This window comes from Streptomyces sp. NPDC090045, assembly GCF_044747975.1.
Classification (GTDB): domain Bacteria; phylum Actinomycetota; class Actinomycetes; order Streptomycetales; family Streptomycetaceae; genus Streptomyces.
On record NZ_JBIVFA010000002.1, the window covers coordinates 784,813 to 805,631 of the forward strand.

17 protein-coding genes and 1 tRNA gene are annotated in these 20,819 nt (G+C 71.8%); 9 read left to right on the plus strand and 9 right to left on the minus strand.

The window, feature by feature from the left end:
• Positions 1 to 155: 155 nt before the first annotated feature.
• Positions 156 to 1,532 carry an NAD(P)/FAD-dependent oxidoreductase gene (locus ACIPYQ_RS08595; RefSeq protein ID WP_401247526.1) on the plus strand — a complete coding sequence of 459 codons (1,377 nt, stop codon included), beginning with the start codon at positions 156 to 158 and terminating at the stop codon, positions 1,530 to 1,532.
• A 145-nt stretch (positions 1,533 to 1,677) separates the two neighbouring features.
• The gene (locus tag ACIPYQ_RS08600; RefSeq protein WP_401247528.1) at positions 1,678 to 3,081 is read left to right on the plus strand and encodes a class I SAM-dependent methyltransferase; all 1,404 of its coding nucleotides are present in this window, start codon (positions 1,678 to 1,680) and stop codon (positions 3,079 to 3,081) included.
• A 108-nt stretch (positions 3,082 to 3,189) separates the two neighbouring features.
• Here ACIPYQ_RS08600 and ACIPYQ_RS08605 read toward each other — a convergent pair whose 3' ends face one another.
• The gene (locus ACIPYQ_RS08605) at positions 3,190 to 5,742 is read right to left on the minus strand and encodes an ABC transporter permease (RefSeq protein ID WP_401247531.1); all 2,553 of its coding nucleotides are present in this window, start codon (positions 5,740 to 5,742) and stop codon (positions 3,190 to 3,192) included.
• Positions 5,743 to 5,801: 59 nt separating this feature from the next.
• Positions 5,802 to 6,566, minus strand: a complete 765-nt coding sequence (locus ACIPYQ_RS08610) for an ABC transporter ATP-binding protein (protein ID WP_362238191.1) — start codon at positions 6,564 to 6,566, stop codon at positions 5,802 to 5,804.
• A gap of 410 nt (positions 6,567 to 6,976) precedes the next feature.
• Here ACIPYQ_RS08610 and ACIPYQ_RS08615 point away from each other — a divergent pair.
• Positions 6,977 to 7,058 (plus strand) — tRNA-Leu (locus ACIPYQ_RS08615).
• A 146-nt stretch (positions 7,059 to 7,204) separates the two neighbouring features.
• The gene (locus tag ACIPYQ_RS08620) at positions 7,205 to 8,056 is read left to right on the plus strand and encodes a Bax inhibitor-1/YccA family protein (RefSeq protein ID WP_401247534.1); all 852 of its coding nucleotides are present in this window, start codon (positions 7,205 to 7,207) and stop codon (positions 8,054 to 8,056) included.
• Between the two features lie 118 nt (positions 8,057 to 8,174).
• Here the strand turns inward: ACIPYQ_RS08620 and ACIPYQ_RS08625 are convergent, their stop codons facing one another.
• Positions 8,175 to 8,405, minus strand: a complete 231-nt coding sequence (locus tag ACIPYQ_RS08625; protein ID WP_319721871.1) for a DUF4287 domain-containing protein — start codon at positions 8,403 to 8,405, stop codon at positions 8,175 to 8,177.
• Between the two features lie 101 nt (positions 8,406 to 8,506).
• On the opposite strand from ACIPYQ_RS08625, the gene ACIPYQ_RS08630 reads away from it, so the two are divergent.
• The gene (locus tag ACIPYQ_RS08630) at positions 8,507 to 8,851 is read left to right on the plus strand and encodes a hypothetical protein (protein ID WP_401247537.1); all 345 of its coding nucleotides are present in this window, start codon (positions 8,507 to 8,509) and stop codon (positions 8,849 to 8,851) included.
• On the opposite strand, the gene ACIPYQ_RS08635 is transcribed toward ACIPYQ_RS08630, so the two are convergent.
• The 3 genes from ACIPYQ_RS08635 to ACIPYQ_RS08645 form a co-directional block, all read right to left on the minus strand.
• Positions 8,835 to 9,650 carry a hypothetical protein gene (locus tag ACIPYQ_RS08635; RefSeq protein WP_361756205.1) on the minus strand — a complete coding sequence of 272 codons (816 nt, stop codon included), beginning with the start codon at positions 9,648 to 9,650 and terminating at the stop codon, positions 8,835 to 8,837. The two genes, ACIPYQ_RS08630 and ACIPYQ_RS08635, sit on opposite strands and share 17 nt — an antisense overlap.
• 295 nt (positions 9,651 to 9,945) lie before the next feature.
• Positions 9,946 to 11,166: an acetyl-CoA C-acetyltransferase gene (locus ACIPYQ_RS08640; protein ID WP_361756063.1), complete on the minus strand. Its 1,221-nt coding sequence runs from the start codon at positions 11,164 to 11,166 to the stop codon at positions 9,946 to 9,948.
• Positions 11,167 to 11,402: 236 nt separating this feature from the next.
• Positions 11,403 to 12,413, minus strand: coding sequence for an SGNH/GDSL hydrolase family protein (locus ACIPYQ_RS08645; RefSeq protein WP_401247540.1), 1,011 nt, complete (start codon positions 12,411 to 12,413; stop codon positions 11,403 to 11,405).
• A gap of 128 nt (positions 12,414 to 12,541) precedes the next feature.
• On the opposite strand from ACIPYQ_RS08645, the gene ACIPYQ_RS08650 reads away from it, so the two are divergent.
• The gene (locus tag ACIPYQ_RS08650; protein ID WP_361756208.1) at positions 12,542 to 13,924 is read left to right on the plus strand and encodes a cystathionine beta-synthase; all 1,383 of its coding nucleotides are present in this window, start codon (positions 12,542 to 12,544) and stop codon (positions 13,922 to 13,924) included.
• 373 nt (positions 13,925 to 14,297) lie between these two features.
• Here the strand turns inward: ACIPYQ_RS08650 and ACIPYQ_RS08655 are convergent, their stop codons facing one another.
• Positions 14,298 to 14,678 carry a hypothetical protein gene (locus tag ACIPYQ_RS08655; protein WP_361756069.1) on the minus strand — a complete coding sequence of 127 codons (381 nt, stop codon included), beginning with the start codon at positions 14,676 to 14,678 and terminating at the stop codon, positions 14,298 to 14,300.
• A gap of 140 nt (positions 14,679 to 14,818) precedes the next feature.
• Between ACIPYQ_RS08655 and ACIPYQ_RS08660 the strand changes: the two genes are divergently transcribed.
• A complete protein-coding gene (locus ACIPYQ_RS08660; protein ID WP_361756072.1) occupies positions 14,819 to 15,661 on the plus strand; it encodes a MurR/RpiR family transcriptional regulator in 843 nt (280 codons plus the stop codon).
• A 3-nt stretch (positions 15,662 to 15,664) separates the two neighbouring features.
• On the opposite strand, the gene ACIPYQ_RS08665 is transcribed toward ACIPYQ_RS08660, so the two are convergent.
• Entirely contained in the window at positions 15,665 to 16,846 is a 1,182-nt protein-coding gene (locus ACIPYQ_RS08665; protein WP_401247544.1) for an FAD-dependent oxidoreductase, read from the minus strand.
• Positions 16,847 to 16,951: 105 nt separating this feature from the next.
• Between ACIPYQ_RS08665 and ACIPYQ_RS08670 the strand changes: the two genes are divergently transcribed.
• Positions 16,952 to 17,512: a TetR family transcriptional regulator gene (locus tag ACIPYQ_RS08670; RefSeq protein ID WP_401247546.1), complete on the plus strand. Its 561-nt coding sequence runs from the start codon at positions 16,952 to 16,954 to the stop codon at positions 17,510 to 17,512.
• A gap of 183 nt (positions 17,513 to 17,695) precedes the next feature.
• Here ACIPYQ_RS08670 and ACIPYQ_RS08675 read toward each other — a convergent pair whose 3' ends face one another.
• Positions 17,696 to 19,057, minus strand: a complete 1,362-nt coding sequence (locus ACIPYQ_RS08675; RefSeq protein WP_401247549.1) for a diaminopimelate decarboxylase — start codon at positions 19,055 to 19,057, stop codon at positions 17,696 to 17,698.
• 95 nt (positions 19,058 to 19,152) lie between these two features.
• Between ACIPYQ_RS08675 and hutU the strand changes: the two genes are divergently transcribed.
• Complete coding sequence (hutU, locus tag ACIPYQ_RS08680; protein WP_361756078.1) at positions 19,153 to 20,817, plus strand: urocanate hydratase; 1,665 nt, start codon at positions 19,153 to 19,155, stop codon at positions 20,815 to 20,817.
• Positions 20,818 to 20,819 lie beyond the last annotated feature (2 nt).

Genomic DNA, 20,819 nt, shown 5'->3' on the forward strand with positions numbered 1-20,819 from the left:
GTTCAGGACGGGTGAACAACGACTCCCGATACACGGTGGTTCCCGTTGCGCGCCATGACGTCCGTCACGTGGGCGGCGGAGTGTAGCAGAGCCCCTCCCACTCCTTGTGAAGGGGCTCACGAGCGGCACCCCATTGGGTGCTGGATACTCGTTCCATGAGCACCACGGAGCGTCCCAGGATCCTCGTTGTAGGAGGTGGGTACGTAGGCCTGTACGCAGCCAAGCGCATCATGAAGAAGATGCGTTACGGCGAGGCGACCGTCACGGTCGTCGACCCGCGCTCGTACATGACCTACCAGCCCTTCCTCCCTGAAGTGGCCGCAGGCAGCATCTCGCCTCGGCACGTCGTCGTCCCGCTGCGACGCGTGCTGCCCAAGGCAGAGGTCCTCACCGGCCGGGTCACCAGCATCGACCAGGACCGCAAGGTCGCCGTCGTCACGCCGCTGGTCGGCGAGGCGTACGAGCTGCCCTTCGACTACCTGGTGATCGCGCTCGGCGCCGTCTCCCGCACCTTCCCGATCCCCGGCCTCGCCGAACAGGGCATCGGTATGAAGGGCGTCGAAGAGGGCATCGGCCTGCGCAACCACGTCCTCGAGCAGCTCGACAAGGCCGAGTCCACGACGGACGAGAACGTCCGCCGCAAGGCCCTCACCTTCGTCTTCGTCGGCGGCGGCTTCGCCGGTGCGGAGACCATAGGCGAGGTCGAGGACATGGCCCGCGACGCCGCGAAGTACTACTCCACGATCAAGCGCGAGGACATGCGCTTCATCCTGGTCGACGCGGCCGACAAGATCCTTCCCGAGGTCGGGCCCAAGCTCGGCACCTGGGGCAAGGAGCACCTCGAGTCCCGCGGCATCGAGATCTACCTCAACACCTCCATGGACTCCTGCGTGGACGGCCACGTGGTGCTGAAGAACGGCCTCGAGGTCGACTCCAACACCATCGTCTGGACCGCCGGCGTCAAGCCGAACCCGGTGCTGGCCCGCTACGGCCTGCCGCTCGGCCCCCGCGGCCACGTGGACGCCCAGCCGACCCTCCAGGTCACGGGCACGGACTACATCTGGACCGCCGGCGACAACGCCCAGGTTCCGGACGTCGCCTCCCGCAAGGCCGGCGTCGAGAACGCCTGGTGCCCGCCGAACGCCCAGCACGCGCTGCGCCAGGCCAAGGTCCTCGGCGACAACGTCATCTCGGGCATGCGGGGCTTCCCGCAGGCCGAGTACTCGCACTCCAACAAGGGTGCGGTGGCGGGCCTCGGCCTCCACAAGGGCGTCGCGATGATCGTCATGGGCAAGACGAAGATCAAGCTCAAGGGCCGGCTCGCCTGGTACATGCACCGTGGCTACCACGGCATGGCCATGCCGACCTGGAACCGCAAGATCCGCGTCTTCGCCGACTGGACCCTCGGCATGTTCCTCAAGCGCGAGGTCGTCTCGCTGGGTGCTCTCGAGACCCCGCGCGAGGAGTTCTACGAGGCCGCCAAGCCCGCCCCGGCTCCGGCCGCCACGGCCCAGAAGGCCAAGGCTTCCTGACCCGGCGCAAGCCGGCAGGACCCTGAGCAGTACCTGCACGTCCCCGAAGGGGCCGCCCGCCATCCGTGGTGCGGGCGGCCCCTTCGGCGTACTCGGGCCCCGGGATGGGTAGACGGAGGGGTCGGAGCTTTTGTGGAGGTGCGCCATGACCGACGCCGCGCCGCGGCTGGCCGCTGTTGCCGAGACTCTGCTGGGTGCCCCGCTGCCGGTGCGCGTCCGGGCCTGGGACGGCAGCGAGGCCGGCCCGCCCACCGGCCCCGTACTCGTCATCCACGACCGCCGCGCCGTGCGGCGGGTGCTGTGGAAGCCCGGCGAACTGGGCCTGGCCCGCGCGTGGGTGGCGGGGGAACTGACCGTCGAAGGCGACCTGTTCGCCCTGCTGGACCACGTGGCGGGGGTCCTGTGGGAACGGCCCCCGCAGGAAGGGCCGCCGCCCGCCGGCCGCAGCGGGCCGCTCGCGGCCCTGGAGGGCCTCGCGCGGCGCGTCGGAGGGGCCCGCCCGCTCGCCGTGCCGGAAGCCGCCCGGCTGCTCCGGGATCCGGCCCGGCGGGACGCCATACGGGAGCTGATCGCGCTCGCCGGACCGCTGCCGCCGCCCGCGCCCCCCGCCGAGGAGGCGGCCCGGCGGGGCGGGCAGCGCCACAGCAAGGGCCGCGACCGCCAGGCCATCAGCCACCACTACGACGTCGGCAACGACTTCTACGAGCGGGTGCTCGGCCCCTCGATGGTGTACTCCTGCGCCTACTGGAGCCCCGGCTCCACCCTGGAGCAGGCCCAGCGCGACAAGCTCGACCTGGTCTGCCGCAAACTCGCCCTGCAGCCCGGCGACCGCCTCCTCGACGTCGGCTGCGGCTGGGGCTCCATGGCGCTGCACGCCGCCCGCGAGTACGGGGTCCGGGTCACCGGCGTCACGCTCTCGCGGGAGCAGGCCGCGTACGGCCGCAAGCGGGTCGCCGAGGAGGGCCTGGCCGATCTCGTCGAGCTGCGCATCCAGGACTACCGGGACGTCAAGGACGGCCCGTACGACGCGATTTCCTCCATCGGCATGGCCGAACACGTCGGAGCCGACCGCTACCGGGAGTACGCCCGCACCCTGCACGCCCTGCTGCGCCCCGGCGGGCGGCTGCTGAACCACCAGATCGCCCGCCCGCCGGAGCCCGACGAAGAGGCGTACCGGATCGACGAGTTCATCGACGCCTACGTCTTCCCGGACGGCGAGCTCTCCCCGCTCGGCACCACCGTGGGCGAACTGGAGCGGGCCGGCTTCGAGGTCCGCGACGTGGAGGCGCTGCGCGAGCACTACGCGCTGACCCTGCGGGCCTGGGTGGCGCGGCTGGAGAAGCACTGGGACGAGGCGGTCCGGCTCACCTCGCCGGGCCGGGCCCGGGTCTGGCAGCTCTACATGGCGGCCTGCGCGCTCGGCTTCGAGCACGGCCGCCTGGGGGTCAACCAGGTCCTCGCCGTGAAGCCCTCGGCCACCGGCAGGTCCGGCCTGCCGCTGCGGCTGCGCACCTGGGGCGCACCTGGAGGCGTAGCGGAAACGGCGTAGCCGAAACGGCGCAGCGGAAACGGCGCAGCGGAAACGTATGTGCACAACGGGACAGGGCCCCGGGGCGTGATGCCCCGGGGCCCTGTCCGTTCGCCGTCCCGCGTCCCGCTACTCGGTCTTGATGGCCGTCAGCATGTTCAGGCGGGCGGCGCTGCGGGCCGGCCACATGGCGGCCAGTACGCCGACCACGGCGGCCAGCAGGAGGAAGATGCCGATCCGGTCCCAGGGGAGGATCAGTTCGTAGCTCGGCATGCTCTTCGCCAGCGTGCTGCCGACCGCCCAGGCGAGGAAGACGCCGATGGCGACACCCAGCGCCGCGCCGAAGAGCGAGATCGCCACGGCCTCCAGGCGGATCATGTTCTTGACCCGGCCCCGGTCGAGGCCGATCGCCCGCAGCATGCCGATCTCCTGGGTCCGCTCGAAGACGGACATCGCCAGGGTGTTGACCACACCGAGCACCGAGATGAGCAGCGCCATGCCGAGCAGGCCGTACATGATGTTCAGCATCAGGTTGATCTGGCCGCCCATCTCGTTGCGCATGTCCTGCCGGGTGGCGACGTTGATGGCCGGGTTCTTGCCCAGGGCGTCGACGACCTTCTGCTGGCCGGCCTTGGACGAGCCGCCCTCGACGTTGACGTACACCTCGGCGACGGCGCTCTCCTCGCTGTGCTGGCCGAGGATCTTGTCGTCGAGGACGTACGGGGAGAGCAGGCCCTCCATGTCCTTGTAGACCGCGCCGACCTTGAGGGTGCCCTGCTGGCCGTCCTCGTACTTCACGTCGAGCGTGGAGCCGACGGAGAGGTTCGCCTTCTTCGCGGTCTTCTCGGCGACCAGGACCTCGCCCTTGCCGAGGGAGTCCACCGAGCCGCTGACGGTCTCGATGTTCAGCAGCTGGCCGATGGCGGCCGGGGTGACGCCGGAGGCGGACCGGAAGTCGTCGCCGACCATGAAGTAGCCGGCGGTCTGCGGGGAGACGGCCTTGATGCCGGGGGTCTTGGCCAGGGTCTCGGCCACCGACTTGTCGAGGTAGCCCATGCCGCCGGCCATGGAGACCTTGTAGTCGGCCTTGAGCTTCTCGGTGCTCATCCGGTCGACGACCTTGCCGATGGTGATGCCGAGCACCGACAGGGTGGTGACCAGGGTCAGGCCGATCGCCAGGGAGGCGGCGGTGACGGCGGTGCGGCGCGGGTTGCGGACGGCGTTCTGGGAGGCCAGCTTGCCGGGGATCCCGAACACCTTCTGCAGCGCCGGGCGGACGGCCCCGATGACGGGCTTGGCGAGCAGCGGCAGCAGCACGATCATGCCGATGAGCATGAAGAAGGCGCCCGCGCCGATGGTCATGCGGCCGCTGTCGCCGCCCGTGGAGACCCCGAGCAGGACCAGGCCGATGCCGATGACGCTGATGATCGAGCCGATGACGTTGCGCACGACCAGGGACTTCGCGGTGGCCGGCAGGTGGGCGCTGCCCATGGCGGCGACCGGGGCGATCCGGCCGGTGCGCCAGGCCGGCAGCACCGCGGCGACCGTGGTGACCAGGACGCCGATGACGAGGGCCGCGACGATGGTGCCCGGGGCGATCACGAGGTCGCCGCCCGGGAGCTTGGCGCCGAAGGATTCGAGTACGGAGCGCATGCCGACCGCCAGGCCGATGCCGCCGAGCAGGCCGACGACGGCGGACAGGACGCCGACGACCAGGGCCTCGGCGAGGACCGAGCGCATGACCTGGCCCCGGTTGGCGCCGACGGCGCGCAGCAGGGCCAGCTCCTTCGTGCGCTGGGCGACCAGCATGGTGAAGGTGTTGTAGATCAGGAAGATGCCGACGAAGAGCGAGATGCCGGCGAAGACGAGCAGCATGGTGCCCATCTGGCCGAGGCCCTTCTCGATGTCCTTGGCCTGCTTGGCGGCCAGCTCGGCGCCCGTCTTGGCCGTGGTGTGCTTGTCGTCGACCAGCGGCTTGATGTCGGCGAGCAGCGTGTCGGCGGAGGTGCCGGCCTTGGCCGCGACGGACAGCTCCTGGAAGTAGCCGGGCTTGAGGTAGAGCTCCTGGGCGACCTTGGTCTCGAAGAGCACCAGGCTGCCGCCGGCCTGCACGGCGCCGTCCTCGGTGGTGAAGACACCGGCGAGGGAGTACTCCTTGACCGGGCCGTTGGTGGCGACGCGGACCCGGTCGCCGACCTTGTAGGCGCCCGCGTCGGCGGTGGCCTTGTCGAGCGCGACCTCGTCGGCCTTGGCCGGTCCTGCGCCCTGTATGAAGGCGTAGCGCGGGTCCTTGCCGTCCTTGACGGGGGTGTAGTTGCCCCCCTTGTTGGACCAGCCGGAGCCGATCAGCTTGCCGTTTTCGTCGCCCACGCCGGCGAAGCCGGAGACGCGGCCGGAGACGGTGTCGACGCCCGGGAGCGCCTTGACCTTGTCGAGGGTCTGCTGGCCGAGGCCGGGCTCGCCCTCCTTCTGTCCGTTCTCGTCGCGGCCCTGGCCGTACGAGGTGACGGAGACGGCGACGCCCTCGTAGTCCTTGGCGCTCTGGCCGGAGAGGGACTTCTTGAGGGTGTCGGTGAAGACGAGGGTGCCGGAGACGAAGGCGACGCCGAGGGTGACGGCGAGCACCGTCATCAGCAGCCTGGCCTTGTGCGCGAGGACGTTGCGCAGGGCGGTACGGAACATGGGGGATCTCAGTCCTGGGGCTGGAAGTCTGGAGGAGGGCCGGGGAGGGAGATCCCGGGTCAGCTGGTGCGGCCCTTGGCGTCGAAGGCCTTCATGCGGTCGAGCACGCCGTCGGCGGTGGGCCCGTACATCTCGTCGACGATCCGGCCGTCGGCGAGGAAGATGACGCGGTCCGCGTAGGAGGCGGCGACCGGGTCGTGGGTGACCATCACGACGGTCTGGCCGAGCTCGCGCACCGAGTTGCGCAGGAAGCCGAGGACCTCGGCGCCGGAACGCGAGTCCAGGTTTCCGGTGGGCTCGTCGCCGAAGATGATCTCGGGGCGGGAAGCCAGGGCGCGGGCGACGGCCACGCGCTGCTGCTGGCCGCCGGAGAGCTGGGTGGGGCGGTGGGAGAGGCGCTCGGAGAGGCCGACCATGCTGATCACGTTGTCCAGCCACTGCTTGTCGGCCTTGCGGCCGGCGATGTCCATGGGGAGCGTGATGTTCTCCAGGGCCGTCAGGGTCGGCAGCAGGTTGAAGGCTTGGAAGATGAAGCCGATCTTGTCCCGGCGCAGCTGGGTGAGCTGCTTGTCCTTGAGGGTGCCCAGCTCGGTGTCGCCGATCCGGACGGAGCCGGCGGAGAAGGTGTCCAGGCCGGCGACGCAGTGCATCAGCGTGGACTTGCCGGAGCCCGAGGGGCCCATGATCGCCGTGAACTGTCCCTGCGCGAAGTCCACGGAGACGTTGTCCAGGGCGACCACCTGGGTCTCGCCCTGTCCGTACACCTTGGAGAGGCCGGTGGCGCGGGCGGCCACGGCCTGGGCGGTGTGCGGGGCGTAGTTCATGGTGGTCACAGGACGGCTCCTCGATCTGCGGTGCGGGGACGATTCCATCCTCGCCGCGGGCACCCCCGCTCCGGATCAGCCGCCGAGCTTGTTTCCCGGCCCACTGGAGTCTGATGGACGGCGCGTGCGCCTCCTCCTCTGGTATGACAGGAGCCCTGATCGGAGGGGCGGTGTCCCGGGGTGGCGGGAAGGGTGGCGCGCGGGGTGGCGCGGGCCATCGAAATCCCGTCAATCCCGTACACGTGGTGATCGGCGCCCAGAACGGGCCGACCGTGCATTCTCGGGCCTGACGATCCCTCAAGCGCCAATAAAATCAGACAACATCGGATTGACGGCCGGTCAGCGGCGACGGCGTTCCGGATAGGCTCGGATCAGCGTTGAAGGCTTTTACACGGGGGCCGCCACGCCCTGCCCGGATGGTGGAATGCAGACACGGCGAGCTTAAACCTCGCTGGCCTTCGGGCCGTGCCGGTTCAAGTCCGGCTCCGGGCACTCCGCAGTTCTCGCGAGGCTCGCTCCTTTATCCCCTGCGCTTCGCGCTGCCTTCTCCTAAGATCCTCCTCCAGCAGTAGGGTGCTTTCTTTGCGAGCGCATTACTCTTGTTGCAAGGCCGCGCTCGGCGGCCACGGAGGAGTGAGATGAGGAGCAGTAACCCGGTCTTCTCGCGACGGGGGTTCAGCCGCGACAACGGTGGCTACGCGGGCTTTGAAGCGCCGCAGCACCAGCAGGCCGGGACCAACCCGTACGCGACGAACCCGTACGCGACCGACCCGGCCACGGGTATGCCGCAGGCACCGGCGCGCGCCAACGCGATGACCATGGACGACGTCGTGAGCCGTACGGCCATGACGCTCGGCACGCTCGTCGTGACGGCAACCCTCGCGTGGGTGTTCCTGCCCGTCGACCCCGGCAACATCAACAAGTCGTACGGCATCGCCATCGGCGCCATGCTGGTCGCGTTCGTCTTCGCGATGATCCAGTCCTTCAAGCGCAAGCCCTCCCCGGGTCTGATCCTGGCCTACGCGGCCTTCGAGGGCGTCTTCCTCGGGGTCATCAGCGCGGCCGTCAGCACCTACCTCGGCCCCGGCGTGGTCATGCAGGCCGTGATGGGCACGATGTGCGTCTTCGCCGCCGTGCTCCTCGGGTACAAGATGGGCTGGATCCGCGTCACCCGCCGCTTCTACGGCTTCGTGATGGCCGCGGCCCTTGGCTTCGTCCTCCTGATGCTCGTGAACATGCTCTTCGCGGTGTTCGGCGGCGGTGACGGCCTCGGCTTCCGCAGCGGCGGCCTCGGCCTCCTGTTCGGTGCCATCGGCGTCATCCTCGGCGCCTGCTTCCTCGCCCTCGACTTCAAGCAGGTCGAGGACGGCATCACCTACGGTGCCCCCCGCGAGGAGGCCTGGCTGGCGGCCTTCGCCCTCACCATGACCCTGGTGTGGATCTACGTGGAGATGCTGCGCATCTTCTCGATCCTCTCGGGCGACGACTAGCAGGACCCGCAGGCCGCCACGGCCTGCGCGCACCACCCGCAGCACGGGGAAGGCCCCGCGAGCACACGGCTCGCGGGGCCTTCCCGCGTCTAGGGGACACGGGGGTCGGGGGAGGGGTTCAGCCGAACCGGCGCGCTGCTCTGCGCAGGTCGTACTCGTGGATGATCGCCTTGGCCTGGCCGTACGACAGCTCGTGCGCGCCGCGGAGCCAGCTGACCTTCTCCTCGAACCGGACGAGTGAGGGGCCTTCGTCGACGGCGCGGAGCCAGTCGGAGACCTCACGACCGGTGGTCTGGGGGATTCTGTCGATCATGTTGCGGTGTGTCTGCTCGGAGAACTCTACGGACATGGGCGCCTCCGGAGGTATCGCCGTGCTGTTCTCTTCACGCCACCGTGCCGGAGAGTTCGCCCGTTGGCAATGGTGCCCGGGCGGCGCGTAAGGTCGGCCGGGTGCTTGATACTTCGCCCCTGACCGCCGTCGTGGAACGTTTCGCCGACCGGCTGCGGGCCGCGCCGCAGAGCCGCCTGCAGCAGGGAGCCGCCGCCGCGGCCCTGGAGCTGGCCCGAGAGCTCTCCGTACGGGCGCAGCGGCTGGAGACGCCCGGGCAGGCGCCGCGGGAGCTTCCGGACGCGGGCATCTTCGTCGTCGGGGACCAGGTGGCGGTGGCCGGCCTGGACCTCGCCGAGGCGCTGCGCGCCGCCGCCGGCGCCCCGGACGGCAAGACGGCCCCGTCCCTGATGCTGGACGAGGCCGTGGGGCTGGTGGAGCAGGCGGAGATCAGAGCGATGCGATGACGCGGTCCGCGAGGATGTAGACGTTGCTGTCGGGGTCCTCGGAGTCGCCGCAGGAGAAGGTCAGCGCGTAGGCGCCGGAGATGCCCGAGCCGCCGAGCAGGACCGGCGCGGTGCCCGAACGCAGGGCCTCGGCGAGGCGCTCCGCGGTCTCCCGGTGCCCGGGGGTCATGCACAGCGTCGTGCCGTCGGTGAAGACGTACACGTCGAGCGTGCCCAGCGGGCCGGGACGGACGTCCGCGAGGGCCGTACGGGCCTCCGCGAGCTCCTCCAGGCGGCTGACGGTGCGCTCGTGGTCGGCGCCGGGGTGCGAGGCCTGGACCGGTACGAAGTCGGGGTGCGAGGGGTGGCGCCGGCGGGCGGCGGCCAGCTCGGCCGAATCCTCGGGGTAGCCGGGGAGCTCGTCGAGGGCGTCCTCGCCCAGGACGGGCTCCAGACCCACCATGTCGGCCTGCCGGGGCAGGAAGACGGGGCTGTCCTCGCCGAGCCCGGCCAGGCCGCCCAGCAGCGACGGGGCGTCGGCGGCGTCACGGGCCTCCTGCGCGGCCCAGAAGGCACGCGCCTCGGCCAGCTCGCGCTCGCGCTCCTCGGCGAGGGCTTCGGCCACGGCGGCTCGTATCTCCGCGGCGGGGGACTCCACGGCGCTGCGGGCGTGCGGGACGGTCGCACCGCGGTGGTGGACCGGCGCAGCCAGCTCGGTGCGCAGGGCGGTGACCTGCTTGCGCAGACCGTGGACGGCGTGCAGCGCAGCAGCGCCCACGACCGCGGCAGCGGCAGTGGTCAGCAGCAGGGCAAGAGACATGGCGCTCACTGACTAACTCCTGAGGTGATTCGATCCCCCGACTTCCTACATCAGAGTGTCCCGACCTGGGAATGGCGTGCAGTGCATTACGTCACGAATTGGACAGGGCTTTGGTCACACCCGCGCCCCCCACATTGCCTCTGACCTGCATAAATGCCGATCCCCCAGGAGATAGGTCACATCCTGGGGGAGATTCGGTCACAGGTCGGCCGCGACGGGATTAGATCCGGTGTCAGTACGCCGCAAGGGATCCGGCCGGATCCCTTGCGGCGCCTGGGCGCCGGTCTTGATCCAATTAGCTCAGGCGCTCGATGACCATGGCCATGCCCTGGCCGCCGCCGACGCACATCGTCTCGAGGCCGAACTGCTTGTCGTGGAACTGCAGGCTGTTGATCAGAGTGCCGGTGATGCGGGCACCGGTCATCCCGAAGGGGTGACCGACGGCGATGGCCCCGCCGTTGACGTTCAGCTTGTCGAGGGGGATCTCCAGGTCCCGGTACGACGGGATGACCTGGGCCGCGAAGGCCTCGTTGATCTCGAAGAGGTCGATGTCGCCGACCGTCAGGCCGGCCCGCTTCAGGGCCTGCTTCGACGCCTCGACCGGGCCCAGGCCCATGATCTCGGGTGAGAGGGCGGTGACGCCGGTGGAGACGATCCGGGCCAGCGGGGTCAGGCCCAGCTCGCGGGCCTTGGTGTCGCTCATGATGACCAGCGCCGCGGCGCCGTCGTTGAGCGGGCAGCAGTTGCCGGCCGTGATCAGGCCGTCGGGGCGGAAGACGGGCTTGAGGCCCTGCACGCCCTCCAGGGTCACGCCGGCGCGCGGGCCGTCGTCGGTCGAGACGACCGTGCCGTCCGGGGTGGTGACCGGGGTGATCTCGCGGGCCCAGAAGCCGTTCTTGATGGCCTCTTCGGCGAGGTTCTGCGAGCGCACGCCGAACTCGTCCATGTCCTGACGGGTCACGCCCTTGAGGCGGGCCAGGTTCTCGGCGGTCTGCCCCATCGAGATGTACGCGTCGGGGATCAGGCCGTCCTCGCGCGGGTCGCGCCAGGAGGAGCCCTCGCTCTGCGCGACGGCGGCCGTACGGGCCTCCGCGTCGCCGAAGAGCGGGTTGTGCGTGTCCGGCAGGCCGTCCGAGGAGCCCTTCGCGAACCGGGAGACCGTCTCGACGCCCGCGGAGATGAAGACGTCGCCCTCGCCGGCCTTGATGGCGTGCAGGGCCATGCGGGAGGTCTGGAGCGAGGAGGAACAGTAACGGGTGATCGTGGTGCCCGGCAGGTAGTCCATGCCCATCTGCACGGCCACGATGCGGGCCAGGTTGTGACCCTGCTCGCCGCCCGGGAGGCCGCAGCCGAGCATCAGGTCGTCGATCTGGCGCGGGTCCAGCTCGGGGACCTTGGCGAGGGCGGCCTGGATGATCGTCGCGGTCAGGTCGTCCGGGCGGACGTCCTTGAGGGAGCCCTTGCCGGCACGCCCGATCGGGGAGCGGGCGGTGGAAACGATGACGGCTTCGGGCATCGGGACTCCAAGGGGGTGCGTCGTTGCGGGACCGCATGCGAAGTTACCGCCCCGTACGGTCGAGGTCACCGGGCGGGGGGTGTGATGCCGGTCGCTCCCGCGGGGGTTGCGGTCCATCGGGCGGGTCCTGCACGTCGTTATGTGCGGCGCCGCTGCTGGGGCCCTGCCCCGGACCCCGCTCCTCAAACGCCGGCGGGGCTGAGAGGCGTCGGTGGGGCTGTGGGGGTGTGGAGGGGTCAGGTGGGGTCGGGGACGCCGGCGGGTGTGGACGGGTCTTCGGCCTGGACGCGGCGCCGGCGGCGGTGTTTGAGGAGGACCCACGGGCCGCGGGCGGCCGTGACCTCCGTGCCCGCCTGGCCCGCGGCGGCGGACGCGGCCTTCGCCACCGGCAGCATGTCCTCGTCCCGGGACACGTCCAGCCGGTCCGACTCGGGCCACAGGCCGAGCGCCGCGCACAGCGTCGGCAGCACGGCCATGGCGGCGGTCGCGTACCCCTCCGCCGACGGGTGGTAGGAGTCCGGGCCGAACATCTCGCGCGGGTTCGCGGCGAACTCCGGGCCCAGCAGGTCACCCATGGAGACCGTACGGGCGCCCAGCGCGACCACTCCTATGGTTTGCGCGGCGGCCAGCTGGCGCGAGACCCGCCGGGCCACCCAGCGCAGCGGCTGGTACACCGGCTCGATCGTGCCCAGGTCCGGACAGGTGCCCACGACGACCTCGGCCCCCGCCATCCGCAGCCGCCGCACGGCCGAGGTCAGGCAGCGCACGGACTGGGTCGGCGGCAGCCGGCGCGTCACGTCGTTCGCGCCGATCATGATCACGCACACGTCCGGGGCGGGTCCCGAGTCGTTCAGCAGCAGCCCCACCTGCCGGTCCAGGTCGTCCGACATGGCCCCCGACAGGGCCACGTTGCGCAGCTCCACCGGCCGCTCGGCCACCGCCGCCAGCCCGGACGCCAGCAGGGCCGCCGGAGTCTGCCGGGCCCGCCGTACGCCGAGTCCCGCGGCCGTGGAATCGCCCAGCATGCCCAGGCGCAGCGGGCCCGGGCTCTGCTCGGGGCCGCCGAACTCGCTCCCGTAGAGCCCGTCGGCGCGCGGCGGCTCGCCCAGCCCGGTGCCCACCGTCCGCTTCGCGAACTGCACCTCCGCCAGCACCAGCCCCACCGCGGCGGCCCCGACCAGTCCGAGTCCGCCCCCGCCGTACGCTGCCCCCGCCGCGATCCGGCGGGCCGTTCTCGCCCTGGACACCCTTCAGGCCACCTCCTCGGTCCTCATTGACCCCTACCTGCCCCGTACACACGGTCGGCCAATCCCTTTGCGCATACTCTGGCCGTGCCTCCCGGAGAACCCGTGGAGTCCCCTCCTTGGAGAACATGGTGCAATTCCACGACTCGATGATCAGCCTCGTCGGCAACACCCCGCTGGTGAAGCTCAACCGTGTGACCGAAGGCCTGCAGGCCACCGTCCTTGCGAAGGTCGAGTACTTCAATCCCGGTGGATCCGTGAAGGACCGGATCGCCGTACGGATGATCGAGGCCGCCGAGCAGAGCGGAGCCCTCAAGCCCGGCGGCACCATCGTGGAGCCGACCAGCGGCAACACGGGTGTAGGACTCGCCATCGTGGCCCAGCAGAAGGGCTACAAGTGCATCTTCGTCTGCCCTGACAAGGTGTCCATGGACAAGATCAACGTGATGCGCGCGTACGGCGCCGAGGTCGTGGTCTGCCCGACCGCCGTCGACCCCGAGCACCCGGACTCGTACTACAACGTGTCCGACCGCCTCGCGCGCGAGCCCGGCGCCTGGAAGCCCGACCAGTACAGCAACCCGAACAACCCCCGTTCGCACTACGAGACCACCGGTCCCGAGCTGTGGGACCAGACGGACGGGAAGATCACCCACTTCGTCGCGGGCGTCGGCACCGGCGGCACGATCTCCGGTACCGGCAACTACCTCAAGGAGGTCAGCGGCGGGAAGGTCAAGGTCATCGGCGCCGACCCCGAGGGCTCGGTCTACTCCGGCGGCTCCGGCCGTCCGTACCTGGTCGAGGGCGTCGGTGAGGACTTCTGGCCGACCGCCTACGACCCGAACGTCACCGACGAGATCATCGCGGTGTCCGACAAGGACTCCTTCCAGATGACCCGCCGCCTCGCCAAGGAGGAGGGCCTGCTCGTCGGCGGCTCCTGCGGCATGGCCGTCGTGGCCGCGCTCAAGGCCGCCGAGGGCCTCGGGCCGGACGACGTGGTCGTCGTCCTGCTGCCGGACAGCGGCCGCGGCTACCTCAGCAAGATCTTCAGCGACGAGTGGATGGCGGGACACGGCTTCCTGGAGGAGGCCGGCCCCGCCGCGCGCATCGGCGACGTGCTGAACGACAAGGAGGGCGGCATCCCCTCCCTCGTCCACATGCACCCCGAGGAGACGGTCGGTCAGGCGATCGAGGTCCTGCGGGAGTACGGCGTCTCGCAGATGCCCATCGTCAAGCCGGGCGCCGGTCACCCGGACGTGATGGCCGCCGAGGTCATCGGCTCGGTCGTCGAGAAGGAGCTGCTGGCGGCGCTGTTCGCGCAGCGGGCCTCGCTGACCGACCCGCTGGAGAAGCACATGAGCTCGCCGCTGCCGCAGGTCGGCTCGGGCGAGCCCGTGTCCGAACTGATGGCGGTGCTCGGCGAGGCCGACGCGGCGATCGTGCTGGTCGAGGGCAAGCCCACCGGTGTGGTGAGCCGTCAGGACCTGCTGGCGTTCCTCGCCAAGTCCTCCAAGTAGCCCGTACGGAGCCGCGCGTGGCCTTCGCGCAAACGGTACGGGCATGACACGTGACGGCAGCACCGGCTTAACACGGCTCCGGCACAGTGGTGGTTGTCGGCAGGGAAGCCCGGGAGACCGGATCCCGGCCGGTACCACCGAACGGCGTACGCGCACCTCCGGAGCGGCTCCCGGACCGCGCGGACGCCACGGACGCGGACGGCCCTGACCCGGCCGTGTCCTTCGCGGGGACCGCCGTCGTCCCGCCCCTCGGGCAACCGAGGGTGCGGCGGTCCCCGCGCACCCCTTTTTGCGGCTCGGTTCGCCTCCGGGGCGCTTTGTGCCGGCCCCTTCGGCTCACTCGCCGGTGCGGGCGGTGGTGGCGGGGCCGGGGTCAGTCCCGGGGGACCTGCGTACCGCGCCGGGGGCGACGGGCGTGGATGAAGTTCACGCCCACGATTCCCACCCAGGTGACGATCAGCCCCGGCAGCCGTGCCTGCGTGGCGGCGATGGCCGACAGCGGGATCGCCAGGACCAGCGTGATGATCGCGAAGCCGAAGCGCTCGCCGAAGTTGCCGTCCGCCGGCGAGGCGGAGGGGCGGGTGTCGCCGCGGGCCGCGGACAGGCGTTCCTCCGCGAGGCGCCGCCGGACCTGGGTGTCGACCTTCTCGACGAACGAGTCCACCAGTGCGGCCTCGTACTCCGGACCCAGCTCCCGCCGGGCGTCCATCGTGGCGTCGAGTTCCTTCTTCAGCTCTTGGGCGTGGGCGTCCATGCCTCCACGGTAGGAACCGCCGCGGGCCCCGGCACTGGGGATAGCCCCCCTATCCGGATCGCGGGCACGGCTTGCTCCGCTGCATAACCGCATGCAGAGTGCTCCGTGACTGAATATCTCACCGGGACGGAGGGGACGGCATGAGTGACAGCCCGGCCGCGCGGCTGCAGAAGCTGTTCGAGGGGCACCGGCTGACGCCCACCCAGCGGCGGATCGCGCACTGCATGGTCCGCGGAGCGGCGGAGGTGCCCTTCCTGTCGAGCGTCGAACTCGCCGAGCTGGCCGGGGTGAGCCAGCCGTCGGTGACGCGGTTCGCGGTGGCGCTGGGCTTCGACGGGTATCCCGCGCTGCGCCGGCACTTGCGCGAGGTGGCTCCCGCCGAGCGGGTCGAGGCCGCGCAGGAGGACGCGTACAACGAGTACCAGCAGGCCGTGCTCGGCGAGATCGAGAACCTGCGGCAGCTGGCCGAGATGCTCGCCGATCCCGCGCCCGTCGAGGAGGCGGGGCGGCTGCTCGCCGCCTCGGCCCCGCTGCCGGTGCTCGGGCTGCGGGCGGCGTCCTCGCAGGCGCGCGGGTTCGCGTACTTCGCGGCCAAGGTGCACCCGGACGTGCGCCTCCTCGACGAGGGCGGCTCGATGCTCGCCGACCGGATCGACGCGGCCGCCGGCGCGGGGGCCTCGGCACTGCTGTGCTTCGCGCTGCCGCGCCATCCCCGGGAGGTGGCGGAGGCGCTGGAGCACGCGCGTGCGGCCGGGCTGACCGTGGTGACGGTCGCCGACTCGGCCTTCGCGCCCGTGGCCCGCCACTCGGACCTGCTGATCCCGGCGCCGGTCGGGACCGGGCTGGCGTTCGACACCGCGTGCGCGCCGATGCTGCTGGGGCGGGTCCTGCTGGAGGCGATGGCGGACGCCCTCCCGGACGCCCAGGCCCGCCTGGAAGCCTTCGACGCGCGGGCCGCGGCCCGGGGCCTCTTCGTGGAGTGAGCCTCAGCGGTAGTTGAGCTCCGCCAGCTCGGTGGCGAGGCGGTCGCGCAGCGCCGGGATGCGGGCGAGCAGCGGCAGCAGGGCGTTGCGCGCGGTGCGCAGGACCGGGTTCCGGGTGGTCGCGGCCCGGGTCATCCGGTGCGTGAAGGCCACCACGCGCCGGGCGACGGGGCGGCGCCGGGCCTCGTAGCCGTCGAGGTCCCCGGTGGCCAGGGCGCGGCCGAGGGCGTAGCCGTCCTGGATGCCGGTGTTCATGCCCTGACCGCCGGCCGGGCTGTGCACATGGGCCGCGTCCCCGGCGAGGAGCAGCCGTCCGGCGCGGTAGGCGGCGGCGACCCGGTGGTGGATCCGGAACCGGGAGGACCATACGAGCTCGCGGACGGCCGCCTGGCCGGGGACGCGCTCGTCCATCAGGTCCCGGACGAAGGCGAGGTCCGGTTCGGCGGGGGCCTCGGCGACGGCGGCGACGATCCGGTAGCGCCCTCCGGGCAGCGGGGCGATCACGGTGGGCCCGGCGGCGCCGAAGGCGAGCGTGACCTCGTGGGGGCCCGGGGCCCAGTCCATGACCACGTCGGCGAGGACGAAGGACTCCCCGTACGCGCTGCCCTCGAAGGCGATGCCGGCGGCCCCGCGGACCGCGCTGTGCATCCCGTCGGCGCCCACGACGTGGGCGGCGCGCAGGGTCTCGCCGGTGGCGGTGGTGAGGGTGGCCCCGTCCGCGTCCTGGGCCACGGCGGTCACCTCGTACGGGCGGTGGACCTCGCCGCCGAGCGCCCGCAGGCGGCTCAGCAGGACGGCCTCGGTCTCGTACTGGGGGACCATCAGGGCGTACGGGTGGGCGGTGGGCAGGCCGTCGAAGTCCACGGCGGCGAGCGGGCGGGCGCCGTCGCGGATCCGGAACCGGGAGACGGGGACGCCGCGGCCGACGAGGTCGGCGGTCAGGGCGCCGCTCGGGTCCAGCTCGTCGAGGACCTCCAGGGTGCGCGCGTGCACGACGGCGGCCCGGGTGGGGGTCCCCCCGGCGGAGCCAGGGGGAGTGTTGGCGCCCTCGGCCTGCCGGTCGAGGAGCACGAAGTCGATGCCGGCTTCCGCCAGGGTCACGGCGAGGGCGAGACCGGTGGGTCCGGCGCCGACCACGGCGACCTCGGTGCGGGCGGGGAGCGGGAGTGCGGCGGTGCGGGTCATGCGGGCCTCCTCCGGCGGGCCAACGATTGTTGGCCAACGACTGTTGGCATAAGGATGCGCCTGCCGCACTGGCATGTCAACGCTTGTTGGCCTATGGTTGTTGGCATGACAGAGCGACGCTCCTCCGACCAGACCAGGGCCGTGATCCTGCGCGCCGCGCGCGAGCGGTTCGCCGCCGAGGGGTACGAGCGCACGACCATCCGCGCCGTGGCGGCGGACGCGGAGATCGACCCGTCGATGGTCATGCGGTACTTCGGCAGCAAGGGGCAGCTCTTCGACACCGCCCTGGCGGTGGACCTGCGCCTGCCCGACCTGGGCGCCGTGCCGGCCGCCGAGCTCCCCGCCGCCCTCGTACGCCACTTCGTGGAGCGGTGGGAGGGCGACCCGGCCGATGACGCCCTGCTGGTGCTGCTGCGCTCCGCGGTCACCAACGAGCAGGCCGCGGCCCGGATGCGGGAGGTGTTCGCGGCGCAGGTCGCCCCGGCGCTGGCGGCCGCCCTCGGCCCGGAGCGGGCCGCGGCCGTGGCGGGCCTGGTCTCCGCGCAGCTTCTGGGCCTGGCCCTGACCCGCTACCTGCTGCACCTGCCCGCGGTCACCTCGCTGACTCCGGCCGAGGTCGTGGCGGGCCTGGCCCCTGCCCTGGCGGCCATCCTGTCGGCCCACTGAGCCCGCCACCCGACTGTGGCCCGCCACCGGTGCTGAAGGATCCGGGGCCCCGCCCCGCACCCCGCGCCTCAAGCGCCGGCGGGGCCAATTCAGCCCCGCCGGCGCTTGAGGCGGGCGAAGGGAAACGGGGTGGCACCCGGGAAACGGAGAAAGGGTGGGGCGGGGAGGGGCTCCGCGCAACGGCTACCGCAGGGCGTCGCGGAGCCCGCCACCCGCCTCCGCCACGATGTCCGCGACGGACTGCGCCGGCCTGGCAAGGCTGAAGCGGACCTCGCCCGACGCCGTGAGCGTGAAGCCGTGGACCGCCGGGCGGGGGAGGCTGTTGTAGCCGTAGTGCGCGGTGAAGAAGTACGCGCCGGTGTCCGGGACGCCGATCAGGTCCCCGGGGGCGAGCAGCGGCAGCTCGCGGGCCGTCGCGAGCAGGTCCCCCGCGAAGCAGGCCGGCCCCGCGACGTCCTGGGCGACCGGGTCGCCGCTCTTCGGGTCCCCCTTCGCGTCGTACGGCAGGATCCGCACCGGCCAGGCCGCCGGCGCGTACGCGGTGCGCGTCGCCAGCTGCACCCCGGCGTGGGTGAGCGCGATCGGGCGGGACCCGGTGGTCTTGGTGTACTCGACCCGGGCCAGCACGAGGCCGTGCTTGGCCAGCAGGGACCGGCCGAACTCCGTGACCAGGCCGTACGCGCCGGAGAAGAGTGCGGGGGCCGCCTCGCGCAGTGCGGCCACGTACGCGGCGAACCGGGGCGTCTCCTCGTCCGACGCGAAGTTCACCGGCAGGCCGCCGCCGATGTCGAGGGTGTCGACCTGGCGACGCCCGGCGGCCGCGTTGATCTCCTCCGCCAACGCGTGCAGGTCCCGTACGCCTTCCGCGATCAGGGCCAGGGGGACGCCCTGCGAGCCCGAGTGGACGTGCAGGCGGGTGAGCCACGGCCGGTCCAGGTACGCCCGTACGAGCCACTCGCGGGCGCCGGGATCGCGCAGGGCGATCCCGAACTTCGAGGTCGCCGTGGCGGTGGACAGCGCGTCGATGGCGCCGGCGCCGGTCTGCGGGTTGATCCGCAGGCCGATCGGCGCCGTGGTGGGCGCCTGCGCGACGAGCGCGTCGAGGCGGGCCAGCTCCTGCGGGTTGTCGGCGTTGACGGCGATGCCCAGGGCCAGGGCCTCGCGCAGCTCGGCCACCGTCTTGGCGGGGGAGTCCAGGACGGTCCGTCCGGCGGGCACCCCGGCGGCCCGGGCCAGCGCCAGCTCGCCGGGGCTGGCCACCTCGCAGCCGAGCCCGGCGTCCGCGAGCAGCCGCAGCACCGGGACGAGCGGGGCGGCCTTGACGGCGAAGGCGTGCAGGACGGGGGTGCCGGGGGCCAGGGCGGCCGCGAAGGCGCTGGTCAGGGCGGCGGCGGAGGCCCGGATCCCGGCGACGTCCAGCAGGCAGACCAGGGGTGGGGCGGGGTCGGCCCCGCCGACGATTCCCTGCTCGACAGCGGCTCGTACGGCCAGATCGCGGCGCGCGGCAGCGCTGCCGGCGGCCTTCTCGGTGCCCATGTCGGCCATCCCATCATTCGACCGGGCCGCCCGCAGCTGTTGACTGAATCTATTCAGGGCGGGAGGATGTGAATAGATTGACCAACATCGGAGGAGGCAACGCCATGTCAGGACCCCGCCCCGTACGTGCCGCGCGAGGCACCGAGCTCAGCACCCTGGGATGGCAGCAGGAGGCCGCGCTGCGGATGCTCCAGAACAACCTCGACCCCGAGGTCGCCGAGCACCCCGACAAGCTCGTCGTCTACGGCGGCACCGGCAAGGCCGCCCGCGACTGGCGCTCGTACGACGCGATGGTCCGCACCCTCCAGACCCTCAAGCAGGACGAGACGATGCTCGTCCAGTCCGGCCGCCCGGTCGGCGTGATGCAGACCCACGAGTGGGCGCCGCGCGTCCTGCTCGCCAACTCCAACCTCGTCGGCGACTGGGCCAACTGGGAGGAGTTCCGCCGCCTGGAGCAGCTGGGCCTGACCATGTACGGCCAGATGACGGCCGGTTCTTGGATCTACATCGGCACCCAGGGCATCCTCCAGGGCACCTACGAGACCTTCGCGGCCGTCGCCGCCAAGAAGTTCAACGGCACCCTCGCCGGCACCATCACCCTGACCGCCGGCCTCGGCGGCATGGGCGGCGCCCAGCCGCTGGCCGTGACGATGAACGACGGCGTCGCGATCTGCATCGACGTCGACCCGCGCGCCATCGAGCGCCGCATCGAGCACCGCTACCTGGACGTCAAGGCCGACAGCCTGCAGCACGCCCTGCAGCTGGCCGTCGAGGCCCGCGACGCCCGCAAGCCGCTCTCCATCGGCCTGCTCGGCAACGCCGCCGACCTGCTCCCGCAGATGCTGGCCGAGGGCGCCCCGATCGACATCGTGACGGACCAGACCTCCGCGCACGACCCGCTCGCCTACCTGCCGACCGGCGTCGACTTCGACGACATGGCCGCCTACGCCGCCAAGGACCCGGCCGGCTTCACCACCCGGGCCCGCGAGTCCATGGCCAAGCACGTCGAGGCCATGGTCGGCTTCATGGACGCCGGCGCCGAGGTCTTCGACTACGGCAACTCCATCCGCGGCGAGGCCCAGCTGGCCGGCTACGACCGCGCCTTCGCCTTCCCCGGCTTCGTCCCCGCCTACATCCGGCCGCTGTTCTGCGAGGGCAAGGGCCCCTTCCGCTGGGCCGCCCTGTCCGGCGAGGCCTCCGACATCCACAAGACCGACAAGGCACTGCTGGAGCTCTTCCCGGAGAACGAGTCCCTGCACCGCTGGATCAAGATGGCCGGCGAGCGCGTCCACTTCCAGGGCCTGCCCGCCCGCATCTGCTGGCTCGGCTACGGCGAGCGCGACAAGGCCGGCGAGCGCTTCAACGAGATGGTCGCCGACGGCACCCTCGCCGCCCCGCTGGTCATCGGCCGCGACCACCTCGACTGCGGCTCCGTCGCCTCCCCGTACCGCGAGACCGAGGCCATGCTCGACGGCTCCGACGCCATCGCCGACTGGCCGCTGCTCAACGCCATGGTCAACGTGGCCTCCGGCGCCTCCTGGGTCTCCATCCACCACGGCGGCGGCGTCGGCATGGGCCGCTCCATCCACGCGGGCCAGGTCACCGTCGCCGACGGCACCCCGCTGGCCGGCGAGAAGATCCGCCGCGTCCTCACCAACGACCCGGGCATGGGCGTCATCCGCCACGTCGACGCCGGCTACGACATCGCCGAGTCCGTCGCCGACGAGCGCGGCGTCCGCATCCCCATGCGCGAGGGCGACGACGCGTGACC